At 57.4% G+C, this 17,811-nt stretch carries 13 protein-coding genes; 11 read left to right on the top strand and 2 right to left on the bottom strand.

Going from position 1 to position 17,811, the window contains the following annotated elements:
• Positions 1-75 precede the first annotated feature (75 nt).
• The 3 genes from JQ617_RS24545 (at position 76) to JQ617_RS24535 (ending at position 4,175) form a co-directional block, all read left to right on the top strand.
• A complete protein-coding gene (locus tag JQ617_RS24545) occupies positions 76-777 on the top strand; it encodes a TetR/AcrR family transcriptional regulator (protein ID WP_212028528.1) in 702 nt (233 codons plus the stop codon).
• Positions 692-2,068 carry an amidohydrolase family protein gene (locus JQ617_RS24540; RefSeq protein ID WP_212028527.1) on the top strand — a complete coding sequence of 459 codons (1,377 nt, stop codon included), beginning with the start codon at positions 692-694 and terminating at the stop codon, positions 2,066-2,068. Before JQ617_RS24545 ends, JQ617_RS24540 begins: the two co-directional genes overlap by 86 nt.
• Positions 2,069-2,396: 328 nt before the next feature.
• A complete protein-coding gene (locus JQ617_RS24535) occupies positions 2,397-4,175 on the top strand; it encodes an AMP-binding protein (RefSeq protein WP_212028526.1) in 1,779 nt (592 codons plus the stop codon).
• Between the two features lie 23 nt (positions 4,176-4,198).
• Here the strand turns inward: JQ617_RS24535 and JQ617_RS24530 are convergent, their stop codons facing one another.
• Positions 4,199-5,455 carry a methyl-accepting chemotaxis protein gene (locus JQ617_RS24530; RefSeq protein ID WP_212028525.1) on the bottom strand — a complete coding sequence of 419 codons (1,257 nt, stop codon included), beginning with the start codon at positions 5,453-5,455 and terminating at the stop codon, positions 4,199-4,201.
• Positions 5,456-5,543: 88 nt separating this feature from the next.
• Entirely contained in the window at positions 5,544-6,143 is a 600-nt protein-coding gene (locus JQ617_RS24525) for a TetR/AcrR family transcriptional regulator (RefSeq protein WP_212028524.1), read from the bottom strand.
• 224 nt (positions 6,144-6,367) lie between these two features.
• On the opposite strand from JQ617_RS24525, the gene JQ617_RS24520 reads away from it, so the two are divergent.
• The 8 genes from JQ617_RS24520 (at position 6,368) to JQ617_RS24485 (ending at position 17,724) form a co-directional block, all read left to right on the top strand.
• Complete coding sequence (locus JQ617_RS24520; protein WP_212028523.1) at positions 6,368-7,516, top strand: ABC transporter substrate-binding protein; 1,149 nt, start codon at positions 6,368-6,370, stop codon at positions 7,514-7,516.
• 32 nt (positions 7,517-7,548) lie between these two features.
• A complete protein-coding gene (locus tag JQ617_RS24515; RefSeq protein WP_249157454.1) occupies positions 7,549-8,883 on the top strand; it encodes an aminomethyl transferase family protein in 1,335 nt (444 codons plus the stop codon).
• Between the two features lie 78 nt (positions 8,884-8,961).
• Positions 8,962-10,524, top strand: coding sequence for an acyl-CoA synthetase (locus JQ617_RS24510; protein ID WP_249157452.1), 1,563 nt, complete (start codon positions 8,962-8,964; stop codon positions 10,522-10,524).
• A 294-nt stretch (positions 10,525-10,818) separates the two neighbouring features.
• A complete protein-coding gene (locus JQ617_RS24505; protein WP_212028522.1) occupies positions 10,819-11,970 on the top strand; it encodes a serine hydrolase domain-containing protein in 1,152 nt (383 codons plus the stop codon).
• A gap of 167 nt (positions 11,971-12,137) precedes the next feature.
• The gene (locus JQ617_RS24500; RefSeq protein ID WP_249157451.1) at positions 12,138-13,346 is read left to right on the top strand and encodes a serine hydrolase domain-containing protein; all 1,209 of its coding nucleotides are present in this window, start codon (positions 12,138-12,140) and stop codon (positions 13,344-13,346) included.
• Positions 13,347-13,402: 56 nt separating this feature from the next.
• Complete coding sequence (locus JQ617_RS24495; protein ID WP_212028521.1) at positions 13,403-14,101, top strand: sulfite exporter TauE/SafE family protein; 699 nt, start codon at positions 13,403-13,405, stop codon at positions 14,099-14,101.
• A gap of 251 nt (positions 14,102-14,352) precedes the next feature.
• Entirely contained in the window at positions 14,353-16,305 is a 1,953-nt protein-coding gene (locus JQ617_RS24490; RefSeq protein WP_212028520.1) for a primary-amine oxidase, read from the top strand.
• A gap of 309 nt (positions 16,306-16,614) precedes the next feature.
• Positions 16,615-17,724 (top strand): AraC family transcriptional regulator, encoded by a 1,110-nt coding sequence (locus JQ617_RS24485; protein ID WP_212028519.1) that lies wholly within the window; start codon positions 16,615-16,617, stop codon positions 17,722-17,724.
• Positions 17,725-17,811: the final 87 nt, after the last annotated feature.

Below are 17,811 nucleotides of genomic sequence, written 5' to 3'. Positions count from 1 at the left end.
CTTGTCAGTCTTGACAAGAAACTCGGGCTCGATAACTGTCAATTGTGACAGTTTTGTTGGCGGATTAGGTGCCGAATGGCGAGACCCCGAACGCCCGAACGGAAGGACGAGATCCTCGCAGCTTTCGAGGCCTGCGTGGTTAGGAATGGTCTTGCGAATACCACGCTGGAAGACATCGCCCGCGAGGCCGGGCAGCCGCGCTCACTGGTTCGTTATTTTGCCGGCAATCGCGATGAGCTGACATCATTGCTGATCGATCGACTGGTCTCGAATACGGAGACCAGACTGAAGGACATGCGTGTCCGATGCAAAGGATCGGTCGCGGCATTTGTCACGATACTCTTTGAGGAATTCTATTCAGACGAGAGTGCTAACCGGATTGTCGTCGAGCTCTGGCACCTTGCAATGCGCTCGGATGCACTCAAGACGCGCCTGCTCAAGCTGTACGACGGGATCTTGCGCGATATCGCAAACCAAGTTTCCAGTGGCGAAACGAAGTTGGAAGGGCAGGCAGCGTTCGATGCTACCTACGCCGTGTTTTCACTTGGTCTCGGCGGCGCGATTCTCAAGGGGATTGGTCTTTTACCGAGCGACCCGCTTCAACTGCCTCGGATCGGCCAGGGCCTCGCGCTGGCTGCGGCAGCCTTGTTTGAATCTGCAAGTCAACCCAAAGTGCCAAGGAGGAAATCAAGTGACACAAATAGCAATCGTCGGCGCGACACTGATCGACGGAAACGGCGGACCGCCCGTCCCAAACGCGATGATCCTGATCGATAAGGGGCGTATCAAGGCGGTCGGTGCTCGCAATGGTTCCGCTCCGCCTGAAGGAGCCAAGGTAATCGAAGCGAGCGGCCGATATGTAATTCCCGGACTTATCAACGCCAACGTCCATCTTCTCGATGCCTGGACGATGATGATCGGCGTGGGGACTCTGGAGTATCTTGCACGCTTCGAAGGACGTCTCCACGAGGTTATCGAGGAGGCGGCGCAGGTCGCGTTGGCGGGCGGCATGACGACCGTGTTTGACACCTACAATGCGCTCCAGCCCGTCCTCTATGCTCGCGACCGCATCGCCAGCGGCAAGGCCGTTGGCGCACGGATCTTTGCAGCGGGTAACATCGTCGGGATGGGGGGGCCATTCTCTGCGGATTTCAGCAAGGCATCGCGCAATGTCGCGACCAGAGCCTTCTGCGACCGGATGGATGCGATGTTCGAAGCCGGGGTCGGACGTCGGTTGGCCGCGCTCCCGCCGGAGGAGGTCCGCAGTATCATCCGCGGATACCTTGCCACCGGCGTCGATCTTTTGAAGTTTGCAATCAGCGACCATATTTTGGCGGAAGCTATCAATCCTCACCTTACGTTCTCTGCGCGTGTCCAGCGCGTTATCGCAGAGGAGACGCGTGCAGCCGGTAAGCCGCTCTTGAGCCACACCACGTCGCTCGAAAGCCTCAACGATGCCATCACGCTAGGGGTGGACGCCATGATGCACTGTACGCTCACTGCACAAGTGCCAATCCCGGATGATTTGATCGAAGAGATGATCAAGAAGACCGTGTGGGGCGAAATCCAGCCTGTTACGCATGATTATCAGTGCCACCTGGAACGCACCGGCCAATTTATGGCGGGTTATGCAGGCGGCTTTCACAAGGAAAACACGATTCGCTTGATTAAGGCCGGTGCGCCCATCCTGATGGGCACGGATGCTGGATGCACCGACCCCGACGTTCTCGCGGATCTTCCAGAAGGAGACAGGCACGAGCGCCCCTGGGATCTTGGCAAGGACCATGTTCTTTGGTTCAAGGCGATGGGCGAGTTGGGGATGAAGCCCATGGATATGCTTCTCGCCGCGACGCGAAATGTCGCTCGCGCCTATCACAAGGACGAAGTCATCGGAACGGTCGAAGCCGGCAAATTCGCGGACCTTGTTGTTCTCGACGCCGATCCCCTGGTCGACACCGCAAACTATCGTCGCATCCATATGGTCTTCAAGGACGGCATCGCGATTGATCATCAAGCGCTGCCGGTGAAGAAGGTCGTCACCGCTTACCCGCGATGCGAGCCCGCCTAGCCCGGGTGAGTATACGAACTTGATCTACCGCTGGCAGGCCGGTCTCCGTCTGCTTACCTCCCGTGACTGGGGCCACTGCCCACGGGCAGTGGCCCCAATTTGCGGCCATATTCGCAGCCGCGCAGTGCAGCTCGGCGCTCTGAGTGGGACCTTTTGCGGGTTGTTGCGACGATTCCGGCAGATCAAGCGTTCCGACCGGATGGCAAAGGCAACTAACCTCTGATCAAGAAGTAAGAGTTCGCCAAAGCGTGAACGGAATCGAATTGGCGCTCGATCGTAATGGCATGGGATGGAGATAGGGCCAGTGAGGAACGAGGCGAACGCCAGCGTGAGCGGTCAATATGGCGAGCTGGAGTTCAGTCATGTCGATGTAGATTGTGACCGTCAAGCTGACGGGACGATCCTGCTGCGGACGCGGGCGCACCTTGAGTGTAGCGCGACGTTGATTCACGACTACCTGGCCCGCGCGGCAGCGTCCGTCCCCGACAAGGTCTTCCTGGCCCAGCGCGCGCAGGAGGGAGGACCTTGGCAGACGATCAGTTATGCCACGGCGCACGATCACGCACAGAGGATCGCCGCTTTTCTCTTGAGACGACTTCAGGGGCGCGCGCGACCAGTGCTTATCCTGTCAGGTAACAGTATCGCACATCAACTGATGGCGCTCGCGTCGATGATGGCGGGGATTCCATACACACCGGTGTCGGTTGCCTATTCCACGCTGAGCAGCGATTTAGGCCGCTTGCGCCACATCATTGAGGTCCTCGATCCGGGGTTGGTCTTTGCGGAAGATGCTGCGCTGTTCAGCCGTGCCCTAACAATTCCCGAAATGAGAGGACGGATCATCGTTGTCGGGAAGAAGAATGATGTCGACGGATTTTTGATGCTCGACCAGCTTATCGCATCGCCGACGCTGGAAAGCCAACCGGACCTCGCTCCCGAGACGGTCGCAAAGATCCTCTTTACGTCCGGCTCGACCGGCACGCCTAAAGGCGTGCCGACGACACACCGCATGATGTGCGCGTCGCTCGACCAGATTGAACTTCTTTGGCCATTTATGGCCAACCATTCACCCGTCATTCTTGACTGGCTGCCATGGAGCCACGTTTTTGGCGGCTCGTACGCTGTAAATACGGTGCTACGATATGCGGGAACCTTGTTCATAGACGACGGCAAGCCCACGCCGGCAGAGATTGCCAAAACCGTGCGCAACATCGCTGAGGTCAAGCCGACACTCTATTGGAATGTTCCGAAAGGTTACGAGTTGCTCCTGCCGGCGCTTCAGTCTGACATGGCCACTGCGGGCAGCTTCTTCAGCCGGCTCTCTTTGATGTTCTACGCCGGCGCGAGCCTGTCTCCGCGCGTTTGGCGTGAGCTGGTCTCGCTGGGGCAAGACATCGCCGGACGGTCAATTCCGATGACCACGAGTTGGGGACTTACCGAGACTGCACCCTCAATCACCATGGTCAACAGTGACGGGCTTGCTCCAGGCAACATAGGCGTTCCGATGCCGGGACTCGAGCTCAAAATGGTGCCTTGTCAGGGAAAGTACGAGGCGCGCGTTCGTGGACCAACCGTAATGGAGGGCTATTTCCGTGCGCCCGAAGCGACCTTAATGGCGTTCGATTCTGAAGGGTTCTTCAGGACCGGCGACGCGATCCGTCTCGCGGTTGCCGATGATGCAGCACAGGGCGTGATGTTTGACGGACGCGTCGGAGAAGACTTCAAACTCACGACAGGCACGTGGGTCGATGCAGCTGCTATTCGGCTCCGGGCGCTACAGGCCTTGGCGGGGCGAGCGGCGGATGTAGTGGTGACAGGCGAGGATCGCGAAGACATTGGGCTTTTGATCGTGCCTGGACCCGGCCGTCTGCCGGATGCTCAATACAGAAACGAGTTAAGGGAGGCTCTAAGCGAAATCAACAAGCATATATCAGGAGCGTCTCAAGTCATCGGCCGTGCGATCGTTCTTAATGAGCCTCCGACATTCGATAGCGGCGAGATCACTGAGAAGGGATCCCTAAACTCCCGCCTGATTCGACAGCGGCGCGCCGAAATTGTCGACCGACTTCATAGCCAGGGTTGCGACGAGGTGTTGCTGCTCACCTGACAGACCCTAAGGCTGTGGGTCGCTCAAGCCGCACTAATTGCAGCGATGAATCCGGTGACTCTATGCTCGAGGGCGTCGGATTGTTTGACGAGGCTTCCCGCTGCATCAAACATCTCACCTGCCGCGTGCCTGGTTTGATCGGCAGTTTCCGTGACACCATGGATATTGCCGGCCACGGTCAAGGTGCCGTTCGCGGCGCCGCTAATGCTACGAGCGATCTCGCGCGTTGCGGTGCTCTGTTGCTCGATGGATTCAGAAATCGAGGACGAGATTGCGTTTACCTGCGAGATGGTTTGGCTGATCGCCTCGATGGCGGTGATGGTCTCGTTCGTAACAGATTGCATTTCGCTAATATGGGAGCCTATCTCGTCGGTGGCTTTTGCTGTCTGGGTAGACAGGCTCTTGACCTCCGCTGCAACCACGGCGAACCCGCGTCCGGCTTCTCCTGCGCGGGCGGCCTCAATAGTCGCGTTCAAGGCGAGAAGGTTGGTTTGATTGGCGATTTCGTTGATCATGCTGGTTACCGAACCTATCTTGCGCGCGGCGTCAGCGAGCCCCTTGACGAGCTTGTTTGTTTGCTCCGACACTCTCGCCGCTTCCACGGCTATCGTCGAAGATTGCTTCACTTGACGGCTAATCTCGGTGACCGAACTCGTCAGTTGCTCAATTGCGCTTGCGACGGACTGAACGTTGGTCGATGCCTCATCCGATGCCCGGGAAATTTCAGCTATTCGTCCGGTCGTCCGAGCCGCCGCATCAGAAAGAGATCCGGCCGTGGCCTCGACAGCCTTGGCTGCATTGGAGACGTTGCTCGCGATGGAGGTGATGTCCCGCTCAAACTCGCCGGCCATCTTGGTGAGGGCGCGAGATTTCATCTCTCGGGCCTCGACGATGTCCGAAATGTCCCGTCGAAAGCTAATGACGACACGCTGCCCGTCAATTTCAGCGGAGACCAAGGCGACTTGAACGTTCAGCAGCGAGCCATCGACCGTCTTGCAGACCCATTCAAATCTTGTGAAGCCCTCCCTCAAGGCGAGTTCGGCCTTCTCCCTGGAAACGTCCGCCGATCGCCGTCCGTCAGGTTGAAACTCGGGCGCCATCTCGGCTGGCGAACGAGATACCAGATCGGCCCTGCTTCGGTAGCCACCGAAACGAACCGCAGCTTCGTTACAGGCAACAATCTTTGTGTTGACCAGCACCAGAATGGAATCTGGGCAGTTTTCAAAGACTGCTTGCCATACTGCCGTATCCGAATTCGTGCGACGCGATAGTAAGTTCATGACGGGCCTTTTCGGGTTTGGAGTGGGAAGCTACGTTTGCAAGTGTTGCGGATAGCTAACGGCTCGGAGATATGCTGAACTGTCTAAATCATCGCTTCGTTCGGGAGTTGTCAGGCAGCTCATGGCTACTCACTCCCGCAAGGAAGATCCTGGCATATTCATCAATGATGCTGTTGATGTCCGCCGAACGTGGCCAGACCCGTGCGCTGATCACTGAATTGCACAGTCCAAGCAGAGCAAAGGCCGCGTATTCGACGTTCAGCGTCGATCGAAACTCACCGCTCGCGACGCCTTCAGCAAAAATATCGTGAACGAGCTTCTGATATTGTTTGGACAGCGCAACGATGTGCCGACGCTCCTTATCAGGCAGCTCGTGACGATGGCGAAGAAACACGCGTATGTAGTCGGCGTAGGGTGTCTCTGCCAAAGGCGATAACTGTACGTGGATTGCCGCATGAACCTTCTCCGCGGCACTGCCGTTTTCGGATGCGGCGCGCGTCAGGTTTGCGATGAACGTGGTGACGCCCGTTTCGCAAACCGCGGCCAACGCGGCCTCCTTCGAAGTCCAATAGTAATAGAGGCTCGCACTCCGAACACCGAGATGATCCGCGATGTCCCGAATGCTTGAGCCCGCATAGCCCTTCTCCGCGAAGGCAGTCGCCGCTGCATCCAGGACCTTTTGATACATCGCCGTCCACCGCGGGGTGGCGTCCGGATTTGGGGGAAGATGTTTGACAGGCATAGGGCTCCTGTGGTTTTCTATCGATCATTCGATAGAATGGTAAAATATCAATTAATTCAAGGGGGCGACTGAGTTCGTCGAAGAGGCTGGACGTCTTTCTCTGGTTGTGTGGGGCGGGAACGGTCAGACGAAGCCGCGGCGAGAAAGCACGAAAAAGGGGAGGGATTGCGATGAAGGGCGTTGAGGCGGGGCTTTGTGGGCTCGCACTGATCATTTTATCGGCGATGCCGGCGCAAGCTGACATCAAGGTTGGGATTGTCATTTCGGCAACGGGCCCGGGATCTGCGCTCGGGCAGCCGCAGTCCAGGGCCGTTGCCGCTCTGCCAAAGGAAATCGGCGACGAGAAAATCACCTACATCACGCTGGATGATGAGTCAGACTCCACCAAGGGCGTACAGAACGCCCGCCGTCTCGTAATCCAAGACAAGGTCGACGTTCTGGTCGGATCATCGCTGACGCCGGTGACGCTCCCGCTGCTGGATATCGCTCTGGAGTCGAAAACGCCATTGTTGTCGCTCGCCGCCGCGAGCGCCATCGTTCAACCGATGGACGAAAAGCGGGCGTGGGCGTTCAAGGTAGTTCCGAACGATGACTTGATGGCAAGCGCAATCCTGAAACACATATCCAGATCAGGCGTTAAGACACTGGGCTATATCGGTGTGTCCGACGGTTATGGAGAGGGCTATTACAAGGAAGTCAGCCGCCTGGCTCCTACTCTCGGGCTGATCTTGACCACTCACGAGGTATACGCGCGAGCTGATACCAGCGTTACGGGGCAAGCGCTCAAGGTAATGTCGACAAATCCCGATGCGGTGTTCATCGCATCCGCAGGAACGCCGGCCGTCTTGCCGCAGCAGGCGCTCCGCGAACGGGGATACCAGGGCAAGATTTTCCAGACCCACGGTATTGCTACTGAGGAGTTCATCAAGCTTGGGGGAGAAAACGTCGAAGGCGCGATATTCGCCGGCGAGGCTTTCACGATCGCCGCCGACCTTCCCCCGCAAAATCCGTTTCGGCTGGCCACGGAAGAATTCGCCAAGGCCTATGAAGCGGTGAATGGGCAGAAGCCAAACCTCTTCGCTGCGCATCTTTGGGATGTCGTCGCCTTGATCAGAAGAGCCGCGCCAGCAGCGCTGAAGACGGCCAAGCCTGGAACGTCAGAATTTCGGGCAGCTCTGCGGGATGAGCTTGAACAGGGGCAGAACGTCTATCTCAACAACGGACTGTCGAACATGAGCAAGGTTGATCACAACGGCTATGACGAGCGGTCAGCATTCCTCATCAAGGTCGAGGGCGGGAAGTTCCGGCTGATTCAGTAGCAAACGGGCGGAACGTCACTAGGAGAGAACGGATGAGTTTGACGATTGAACGGCTGCGCTCCGGTACTCAGATGGTTGCCGGCTGGGGAAAGCCCGAATACACCGACTGGATCGACGAGAGCGAGTCCTGGAAGAGAGGATGCTATCTCGGCGAATGGTCCTTTCTGGACGAACTTCACGTGTCGGGTCCGCAAGCCTTGCAACTCTTCTCCGACTTTGCGGTCAACAGCTTCGCAAAATTTGCGATTGGGCAGGCAAAACACATCATTTGTTGCAACCAGGATGGCAAGATCATCGGTGAAGGAATCTTGATGCGTCTTGGTGTCGAAGCGTTTGAGTTTCAGGCGCTTGGACCGGTCACGCCTTGGCTCGAATATCAACTGCGCAAAGGGAGGTACGACGCTGAGTGGCAGTACCGCGTCAGCAAGTTCAAGTTCCAGGTCCAGGGTCCGTCCTCGGTCGAAGTGCTAGAGAAGCTTGTCGGCCCGCGCCTGCGTGACGTCAGGTTTATGCATCAACACACCTTCCAAGTCGCTGGGCATGCCACTCTCTTCTTACGCCAGGGGATGGCGGGCGAGATTGGCTTTGAGCTACAGGGGCCGCTTGTTCACGCGCGCGACGTGCGCAAGGCAATTCTCGCCGCCGGCAGTGAGGTAGGGATCAGGCGACTCGGATCTCGCACGGCCATGATCAATCATCTCGAAGCGTGTTTTCCAACCGTGACGCACGATTATCTTCCCGCGGTGTGTGAGCCGAATGAACGTGAGTTCTACGAAGACTTGCTCCAGCGCGAGCGAGTCGGCATTCTTGATTTTAGGAAATGGACGCTTGACGGTTGTCTGAAGGTGACCGGAAGCTTTGAGGCGGATCAAGTGTCTGCCTGGTATCGGAGTCCCGTCGAATTCGGGTGGTCGAAGAACGTGAAATTTGATCACGACTTTTACGGTCGCGCGGCACTGGAACGCGAGATCGCGAATCCTCGACGCAAGATCATGACGTTGATCTGGAATGCCGACGATTGTCGGGAAGTTCAGGGCTCCCTATTTCGGGCCGGTAGCGAACCCTACGATTTCATGGACATGCCAAGGCAGCAGCGCTTTTCGATGGATGCGAATTCAGTCCTGGCGGGGGAAAAAGAGGTGGGCGTCGCGACCTCGCGCAGCTTTAGCTACACCTTTCGGCAGATGATGTCTCATTGCGTGATCGACCTCGACATGAGCGCGGTCGGCACGGAGGTCGAGGTCGTATGGGGAAATCCAGGCAGGCGCCAAAAGCGCATTCGCGCAACAGTCGCGCCGTCCCCATACAAGACGGACAATCGGCGCTCCGAGCTGAAGCAGCCTGTAATGGCGGTTCCGGTGCCATAAGCACAAAAGGCCAGCTCGATCCATTGTTGCTGGAGCGGACGGCGACTTGGATCCACTCTCCCTGTTGAGAAGCTACGCATGTCGATCATGTATCTGACCCAGTTGCTCCGGCGAGCGTGCCAAATTGCCCCAGCGCGTCGATCAACAGTTGACGCGACACGGATACGGACATGGTCGGAAACAGTCGACAGGGTCGCTCGGTTTGCCGGTTTTCTGCTTGCAAGCGGTCTCGAGCCGGGGGACCGGGTAGCGATCCTGTCACTGAACAATGACCGATACTTCGAGGCGCTATTCGCTATTCCTTGGGCGGGCGGAGTGGTCGTGCCAATTAACACGCGACTGTCGCCAGCCGAAGTCGATGGTTTGCTCAAGGATTCAGGTACGCGTACGTTGATTGTCGACCACAATTTCGTGGAAATGATCGGAAGCCTCGCCTCGGCGAGAGATATGCGCACCATTCTTCAATTCGACGGTGCCCATGCGCGAGTAGCGCTTCCGTTCGATCAAGTCATTGCGGCAACGGAACCTGCGGCGGACAGGCTGCGCGGAGGAGACGAACTGGCCGGTATCTATTACACCGGCGGCACAACGGGGCGTCCCAAGGGGGTGATGCTCTCGCACGCCAATCTCGTCACCAATGCCCTGAACATGTCACTGGGCATGGGATTTGAGAGCGACGCCGTCTACCTGCATGCCGCACCCATGTTTCACCTCTCCGATAGCTGCTCAACATACGGCCTAACGATGTTCGGTGGCACGCACGTGTTTATGCCGAGGTTTGATCCTCTCGCATTTTTCGGCATCGTGCAGGACGCGCGGATCACCAACGTGACGCTGGTGCCGACGATGATAAGTATGATCCTCAATCATGAGAGAGTCGATGAGTTTGATCTGAGCAGTCTGAAACGTGTCTGTTTCGGCGCTGCTCCAATGTCGAATGGACTTCTTCAACGAGTCCTGGACAAGTTAGGCCACGTGCGATTTCAGCAAGCGTGGGGCATGACCGAGCTCTCCCCGATTGCGACTTTGATGGAGGCGCGGTTTACAACGGCCGAGCATCTCCAGTCGGGGCGACTGCGATCTTGCGGTCAGGCAGTCGCAACGGCCGAGGTTGCGATCGTCGACGAGGCTGGCGCTGAGCTTCCTCGTGGCACGACAGGCGAGGTGGTCGTTCGCGGGCCAATCGTCATGAAAGGGTATTGGCAACAGCCGGAAACGACCGCAGCCGTATTGCGCGGCGGTTGGATGCACTCGGGAGACGCCGGCTACATGGATGAAGATGGATTCGTTTATATCGTCGACCGGCTCAAGGACATGATCGTAACAGGTGGGGAGAATGTCTATTCGGCAGAGGTGGAGAACACGATATCGCTGATGCCGGAGATCGCGGAAGTCGCCGTCATTGGCGTACCTGACGACACGTGGGGTGAGGCAGTGTTCGCTTGTGTGGTGCCGAGAGAGTCTGCCGATCTTTCCCCTGAGCAGGTCATCGCATTTTGTCGGGAGCATCTCGCGGCGTTCAAATGCCCACGCGGTGTGCAGATCCTGGATCGACCTCTCCCGACGTCGGCGGCGGGTAAGGTCCTCAAGACTGAGCTAAGAAGGCCGTTTTGGTCGGGCAGGGAACGCGGCGTCAACTAGCCGGTCCGTCAGGATCCGTTACCAGATCAGTCGTCTGCTCTCGCTTGTGGCTGGATCTTGCCCTGGCGGTTAGCCCGAACATCTCCTTCGCTTCATGTAGCCACAGTTACCTTCCTAAATCGAGCGTCGAAGCTGGCGGAATGATGCGTTGCGAAGTGTCGTTGATGGCAAATCGGGTTGTTGGTGGCATTTGCAATGGAAGCGGCCTCTACAAGGAGTTTGGCGTACTTTGTCAATTCGGCGTTTCGAACGCGAGCTAGCTTGCGCAACAACACGCCGAAGGGGGACGCGAGCATGCCGAGCAATCCGACAAGCATGATTGAGCTTGGTCTTTTCACAGGGCAACCTCAATACGAGAATTTCGCGCGGCTGAAGGATTGGTTTCCGGCTAGCGAGATGAAGCCGTCGACGCGCGCCAAGAGCTTTCCGCAAGGTGCGCCGATCGAACTGCCGAAGTCGTACCTCGTTGATGGCCAGGCAAGGGACTTGGCAGCCCTCTTGGACGGCACGCACACATCGGCGCTTCTCGTTCTCAAGGATGGTCAGATTCGCTTTGAAAAGTATTGGCTCACCGGCGGTCGCGACGTCCACTGGATTTCGATGTCGGTTGCCAAAAGCTTTGTCTCCGCGCTTGTTGGAATCGCGCTTGGGGAAGGGCTTATCGGTAGCATCGATGATGCAATCGATCGGTACGTGCCATCGTTTGGTGGATCGGCATATGCCGGCGTGAGCATCAAAAACGTGCTGCAGATGTCGTCCGGCGCGCGCTGGAATGAAGATTACAGCGATCCCAATTCTGAAATCTTTCGTTTGGGAATGGCGTCCATGCCTGGCGGTTCGCTTGATGCCTTCGTGCCGACGTTGGTCAACGAAGCGAAGCCGGGGACGATCTGCCGGTACAATTCGGCAGAAACCCAAGCTCTGGGTATGCTATTGGTCGCAGCAACCGGCCGATCAATCTCGGACTACATGCAGGAGAAGCTCTGCGAACCTCTCGGAATGGAATCGTCGAGCTTTTGGTTGGTTGACGGTCAGGGCAGGGAGATGGTGTACGCCTGCCTCAACATGACCGCGCGTGACTTTGCGAAGTTGGGTGAACTCTATCGGAATAAGGGGTTGTGGGGTGATCGCAGGATTGTCTCCGCCGACTGGGTGGCTGCTTCGACGAAGGTAGCCGCTCCGCACCTTCAGGCGGGAAGAACAATAGTCGGAGACCATGCCTTTCCGCTCGGCTACGGATATCAATGGTGGCTTCCTCCGGGTGATCGCGGTGAGTTTAGCGCGATCGGCGTGTACAATCAGTACGTCTATGTTGATCCTTCGAGAGGGGTAGTGGCTGTCAAGCTGTCCGCGAACCCTGCGTACGGAACGTCGACCCGCGAAGAAGACAACAAGGACTATGAAAACATCGAGGCGCTTCGGGCGATTGCCCGACGGTTTGACTGATGGAGACTGCTGCGCAGGGCGATTCGCCGACCGAAGGCCGCCGTGGCCGGCTGGATCGACAATGGAGCGGCCTGTCAAGACCGCACGGGGAGCGACCGCAATCTCGCCGTGGCGAGCTTTCTGGAACGATGCTCAGATAACCTCTTCAGCTTGGCAAGTTACCTGAAATGGATCGACGAATGGGCCGAAAGGCAATGATGCGGGCGTTTCCCGCGCCGGAGGAATCTCAGGTTACCTTGCTCAATTGGCTGACCAAGCCAGCCAATGAATGGGCGTTTCGAAACGTTCGTCAAATTCTGCCGACCGCCAATATCAGAAGACCCCCATACGCGTCCCCGCTCAGTCGTGCAGGGCGGGACTTGGAGGAGGTTCGCTTCGACGGATTCGATGGACGACCGACGACATTGCTTCCCGTTATCAAGCAACTTGAAATCGACGGCCTTTTGGTCATGCACCGCGGCACCGTCGTTTGGGAGTACTATGACCACGGCTTTGCTCCATCGATGCAACACATCGTCTTCTCGGTCACGAAATCGATTACGGGCGTTCTCGCCGGTATCCTGGCCGAAGCCGGCAAGATAGATCCTGATGACGCAATCCTGAAATATCTTCCGGAAGCGAAAGGCACCGCCTACGAGGCAGCGCGGATCCGTCATCTGCTGGACATGGCGGTTGGACTGCACTGGGAGGAGGATTACGTCGATCCGGACGGGGATGTGGCTCGCTATCGTCGCGCGTGCGGATGGAAGGTCAATCCAGAAGGAGGGTTACCATCGCCTCATTTGCGGGAGTTCCTGCTGAGTATGAGGCCCAACGGCGGCGCGCATGGGGATAAGTTCCACTATGCGTCGCCAAATACGGACCTGCTCGGCTGGATTCTTGAGCGCGCTTGCGGAGCGGCGTTTGCGGAACTCGTCGGCCAATACATATGGGCACCTCTCGGCGCGGAAGACGATGCTTACGTTACCTTGGATGCTTATGGCGCGGCACGAGCGGCGGCTGGGTTCTGTGCAACGCTGAGAGACCTTGGGCGATTCGGCGAGATGATGCGGAACAATGGGGTCAGCGCAGGAAGGCAGGTCGTCCCACGATGGTGGATTGATGATATTCAGAACGGAGGCGATGCCGCTGCCTGGGCGAAAGGCGAGTTCACCAAGCTGTTTCCTGAGGGAAACTATCGCAACAAGTGGTACACGCCCCAGCGTGGGCGTCGCGCATTCTGCGCGATCGGCGTACACGGACAGTATGTCTACGTTGACCCGGAAGATGAGACTGTGATTGTTCGCGTCTCGTCTCAACCTGTCGCTTTCGAGGTGGTAAACGACCGCGTGTGGATCCGGGCGTGCCGTGCCATCGGCGAGCGGCTCCGCTTTTGATATCCAAAGGATGGGGCCACGCGTCGCACTCAACACGAAACGTCGAGCTCGGATGAATGCTGGTTGAGCTGGCGATCGTCAGCGGCGCGATTGTTGGCGTTGCGAGTGGTCTTCACTGCGTGGGCAATTGCGGCGCGATTGCTTCCTCATTGGCAATTGTCCGTCCCGATCAAGCCCGGTCTTCGCTTACTATCGCGCAGAGTTTTCTCGCACCACACATTGGACGCGTCGGTGTTTACGCGGCGCTTGGCGCGACGGTGGGCGCCACCCTGAGTTCACTCGGCGCGATTGCCCGCTTCGCCGACTTTCGGACACCCCTCTTGGCCGTTGCGTCGGCTGTTTTGATATGGACTGGAGCCTCCATAGCTGGCTGGGTTCCGCCGGTCGTGGGTCCGGACCGGCTGTTTGCAGGTCTGGCCGCGCGGATGCGCAGGCATTCCCCTATTCAGTCGTCACGGATAGCCGCCGGAGTCGCCTGGGGCTGTGCGCCCTGCGCCATGGTCTATTCGGCGCTCTTGAACGCCGCGCTCACGGGATCGGCATTAGGAGGAGGTCTCTTCATGCTCGGTTTCGGACTAGCGACCACCCCTCCTTTGGTACTTGTAGGGGTGGGACAACTGGCTGTTCATCGGCGGCTCAGGCGCCCTCAGACCCGTCGAGTTTTGCGAATGGTCATCGGCGCAATCTTGATCGCTGTTGCGGTTGCAAATCTGATGCGGTCGCCCGCGGCCATGGGTTTTTGCCTTGCGAACTGAATGGCTCGCTTGGTCGCAGGCCCTCTCGATCGGACATGTTCGCTCTGGAAGCCCGACCGTTTGGCGCGAATTGTCAAGGTGCTCTCCAGCAACCGAGCTACCTTTTCGCAATGCGGTGAAGGGGGCGGGATGCACGACCTCGCTTCCGGTCAGGATTTAGCAGTGGCGCGATCAAGGTCGTCCACGTCGTCGGATTCGCTTGTTGAGCTCTGGGTGCATCAGCTGGCGTCAATCTTCAAGGGAGATGAAAAATGACTGATTTCGTCGAGGAGCGTTGTTGCTCGAGCTCGAGAAGCGAACCCGAGAAAATCACGCATCCGCTGCAACCGTTGACTGTCGAGGAGATCCGTGCAGTCACGGCCATTGTCAGGCGAAATGCTCCCTATGGAGACGACACAAGGTTCGAGACGATCGAACTGCTCGAACCGCCGAAGGCTGAGATACGGTCGTTCAGGACGGGCGATCAGATAAAGCGCTCGGCCAGGGTAAACGTCTTCAGTGCTACGAAGATCGGTGTTTTCGCACTGGAAGTATCGCTTGATCGCGGCGCAATCGTTTCCCGGGAGGAATTTCCAGACAAGCGTCCGATGATCCAGCTTGAGCAATTCACGGCGATCGAAGTGTTCGTAAGGAAGAACCCGGCTTTCATTGCGGCTTGTGCCAAGCGCGGCATTACGGACATGAGCAAGGTTTGCATCGATCCATGGTCGGCCGGCACGTTCGGAATCGAGGGCGAGGGCGGGCGGCATCTCTGCCATGTCTTCGCCTGGCTGCGCTTGCGCGACAATGAAAATTTCTACGCTCACCCCATCGAGGGATTGAATGCCGTAATCGACCTCAAGTCGTGGGAAGTAATTCGCGTCGACGACTACGGCGTTGTTCCGATCCCGATGCAGGAAGCAAATTACGAAAGTGAGTTCATCACACCGCGGACACCGTTGAAGCCAATCGACGTCGTGCAGCCACAAGGCGTCAATTTTCGCCTCTCGGGCCGCACCTTGACGTGGGACAAATGGACATTCCTGGTGGGATTCAACAGCCGTGAGGCGCTGACATTCCACGACGTCCAATACGATGGCCGGCCCGTGGTTTACAGGGCCTCCATTGTTGAGATGGTAGTGCCGTATGGCAGCCCGGAGAATGGGCATTTCCGGAAGAACGTATTCGACATCGGCGAGTATGGTATTGGCAAGCTTGCGAACTCGCTGAAGCTCGGGTGCGATTGTCTCGGGTCCATCGAATACCTCGACGTTCACCTCAATACGATGGAAGGCGAACCGCTTACGATCGAGAAGGCAATTTGCATTCACGAGGAGGATGTCGGATTGCTCTGGAAGCACTGGGACTTTCGCACTGATCGGGCGGAAACCCGTCGCGCGCGAAGGCTCGTGGTTTCGACGATCTGCACCGTCGGCAACTACGAGTACGCTCTCTATTGGTACTTCTTGCTCGATGGCACAATCGAATTCGAGATGAAGGCGACCGGCATCATCAATACCGTTGGTTGCATCGCCGGGAAGCCCGGAAAGTTCGGAAGAGAAGTTCTCCCTGGAGTTGTCGGCCAGATACATCAGCACATTTTCTGCGCCCGCCTCGATATGGCTGTCGATGGCGATCGCAACAGTGTCGTCGAATGCAATACGTATCTTGAGCCGGAGGGCGAATCCAATCCATATGGAAACGCCTTCTATGAGGAAGAAACCATCTTCAAACGAGAAACGCAGGCAGCGCGGCGGGCGAACGCCGCTACCCAGCGCTACTGGAAGGTGATCAACCCTACGAAGTTCAATTATGCGGGCTCGCCGGTTGCCTACAAACTCGAAGCGCCGAACTGCATCACCCCGTTCATGCGGCCAAACTCGCCCTCTGGGAAAAGAGCCGGCTTTGTCCAAAATCATGTTTGGGTAACTGCTTACGATCAAAACGAGCGCTTCCCGGCAGGTCAGTTCATGAACCATTCGAGCGGAGAGGGAGGGCTGCCAGACTTTATCGCCAAGGACAGACCAATCGAGAACTCCGACGTCGTCTTGTGGCATGTTTTCGGACTACACCATCCCGTCCGGGTCGAGGATTTTCCGGTGCAGCCCTGCGTCACGACCGGCTTCAAACTTATGCCGGCCGGCTTCTTCAACGGAAATCCGACGATCGATTTGCCGCCGGAGCTAAACCAGGCGAGTTGTCCAGCCAATTCAAGGGTTGAATGACACTAGGTAGTCGGGAAAGCTCCCGCCGATGCTGCGGTGCGAGAGCGTGGCTGCGATCTCGCAAAGGCCCGAACAGCGTCCCGCTCCTGCCCCTTGAGCCTTAAAAACGACAGGCCGGACCAAAACTCCTCGAGTCGAGGCGCGACGTCCGGCTTGGCGGCATGCCGGGGCAGGGGGGGGCGGGCAGACAGAGCGCGCGAACTGCGGTTTTAGCCGCCTTCTGCCTTCGACAGACGGCAGGTCGCATTCGAGGAAGCGGCCAGGAGCTTGGCGTCCCCACAACCCGTCGCTTGTCCATCTAAGTCGCCCGTGCGACAACTCATCTCGGCCCGGTTCTTGCTTAACCTGGGTTATCTCGATGAGGGCCTGATGCGAGAAGCAAGCATAATAACTGGATTAATTGCGGATGCGCTTCTAGCGACGATTGCTGCGAGGGGGGGCGATGTGGAGACGTTGGCCGCCAAGTTTGGAGGGCCCAGCGTCGCCGGTGGCGCCGACATTTGGCCGCTCGCCAAGTTCACCGCAATGCTCGAGGCCGCTGCGGTCGAGAAAGGGGACCCGCTGTTCGGCCTCACGCTCGGAAAGGCCTTTCAACTGAGCGGGCTGGGTCCAATCGCGCCGCTCATGATGGCGTCTCAGACCGGCGCTGACGCGTTTTCAAAGTTCACACGATACTTTCCGGCTTTCCAAAATAACACACACTATGGATTTGCTCTCAACGGTGACGTTGCAAGATTGAGCTATCTCATCACGGATCCAACGGTGAAGTTACGAAAGCAGGATGCTCTGTTCACAATCGCCCTTGAACATTCAATTCTTACGACACTGCTTGGAATGGAGGTGTCGCCGCTTTGGATCGACTTTCAGCACGCTCCCAGCTCGGACACCATTGTTGCCGAATATCGCACCTTTTTTCGCTGTGAGGTCCGCTTCGGGCGAAACGAGAACGCCATCTATTTTCCGGCGGCAAATCTCGGTGAATCAGCAAAATACTCGGATCCAAACTCGAGCGCCAAACTGGAAGCCGAGTTGGTTGATTCGATTCGCGCGCGAGAGCAGCATTTGGGATTTTCCGCCTCAATCGAAGCTTGGATGACGTCGGCTCTTTCCGCCGGCATGAATATCGATGTCGAGAATGCCGCGAGCGATTTCGGGATGAGTCTTCGTTCGTTTCAGCGAAAGCTTTATGAAAGCGACATCAACTATCTCGACCTTCGCAACAAGGTGCGTCTCCACATTGCAAAGTCTCTGCTAAAAATGACGTCCATACCGATTACGTCGATCGCATTCTATCTTGGATATAGTGAAACGAGCGCGTTTTGCCGTCACTTCAAAAAGATGTCTCACGTGACCCCATTGCAATTCCGGCACGGTGTCGCCTCCGCCGACTTGCCCATGGATTTCTCTAAGCCCAATTAAATGGGCAATCTACGCAGTTCTCGCGGTGCTGAGTCGTGTCGGCTTCCCTTCGGAACAGCAAGCTACCGAAAAAACTCTAGCTTCGGT

The sequence above is a fragment of the Bradyrhizobium sp. KB893862 SZCCT0404 genome, from assembly GCF_018130885.1.
GTDB lineage: Bacteria > Pseudomonadota > Alphaproteobacteria > Rhizobiales > Xanthobacteraceae > Bradyrhizobium > Bradyrhizobium stylosanthis.
The sequence above is the reverse complement of the archived record's forward strand: the minus strand, read 5'-3'. Positions and strand labels throughout refer to the sequence as shown.

Excerpts from the sequence above, each read along its gene's own strand:
- JQ617_RS24545 (WP_212028528.1), top strand. The coding sequence starts at position 76 with ATGGCGAGACCCCGAACGCCCGAACGGAAGGACGAGATCCTCGCAGCT.
- JQ617_RS24530 (WP_212028525.1), bottom strand. The coding sequence starts at position 5,455 with ATGAACTTACTATCGCGTCGCACGAATTCGGATACGGCAGTATGGCAA.
- JQ617_RS24525 (WP_212028524.1), bottom strand. The coding sequence starts at position 6,143 with ATGTATCAAAAGGTCCTGGATGCAGCGGCGACTGCCTTCGCGGAGAAG.
- JQ617_RS24520 (WP_212028523.1), top strand. The coding sequence starts at position 6,368 with ATGAAGGGCGTTGAGGCGGGGCTTTGTGGGCTCGCACTGATCATTTTA.
- JQ617_RS24515 (WP_249157454.1), top strand. The coding sequence starts at position 7,549 with ATGAGTTTGACGATTGAACGGCTGCGCTCCGGTACTCAGATGGTTGCC.
- JQ617_RS24510 (WP_249157452.1), top strand. The coding sequence starts at position 8,962 with ATGTCGATCATGTATCTGACCCAGTTGCTCCGGCGAGCGTGCCAAATT.
- JQ617_RS24505 (WP_212028522.1), top strand. The coding sequence starts at position 10,819 with ATGCCGAGCAATCCGACAAGCATGATTGAGCTTGGTCTTTTCACAGGG.
- JQ617_RS24500 (WP_249157451.1), top strand. The coding sequence starts at position 12,138 with ATGGATCGACGAATGGGCCGAAAGGCAATGATGCGGGCGTTTCCCGCG.
- JQ617_RS24495 (WP_212028521.1), top strand. The coding sequence starts at position 13,403 with ATGCTGGTTGAGCTGGCGATCGTCAGCGGCGCGATTGTTGGCGTTGCG.
- JQ617_RS24490 (WP_212028520.1), top strand. The coding sequence starts at position 14,353 with ATGACTGATTTCGTCGAGGAGCGTTGTTGCTCGAGCTCGAGAAGCGAA.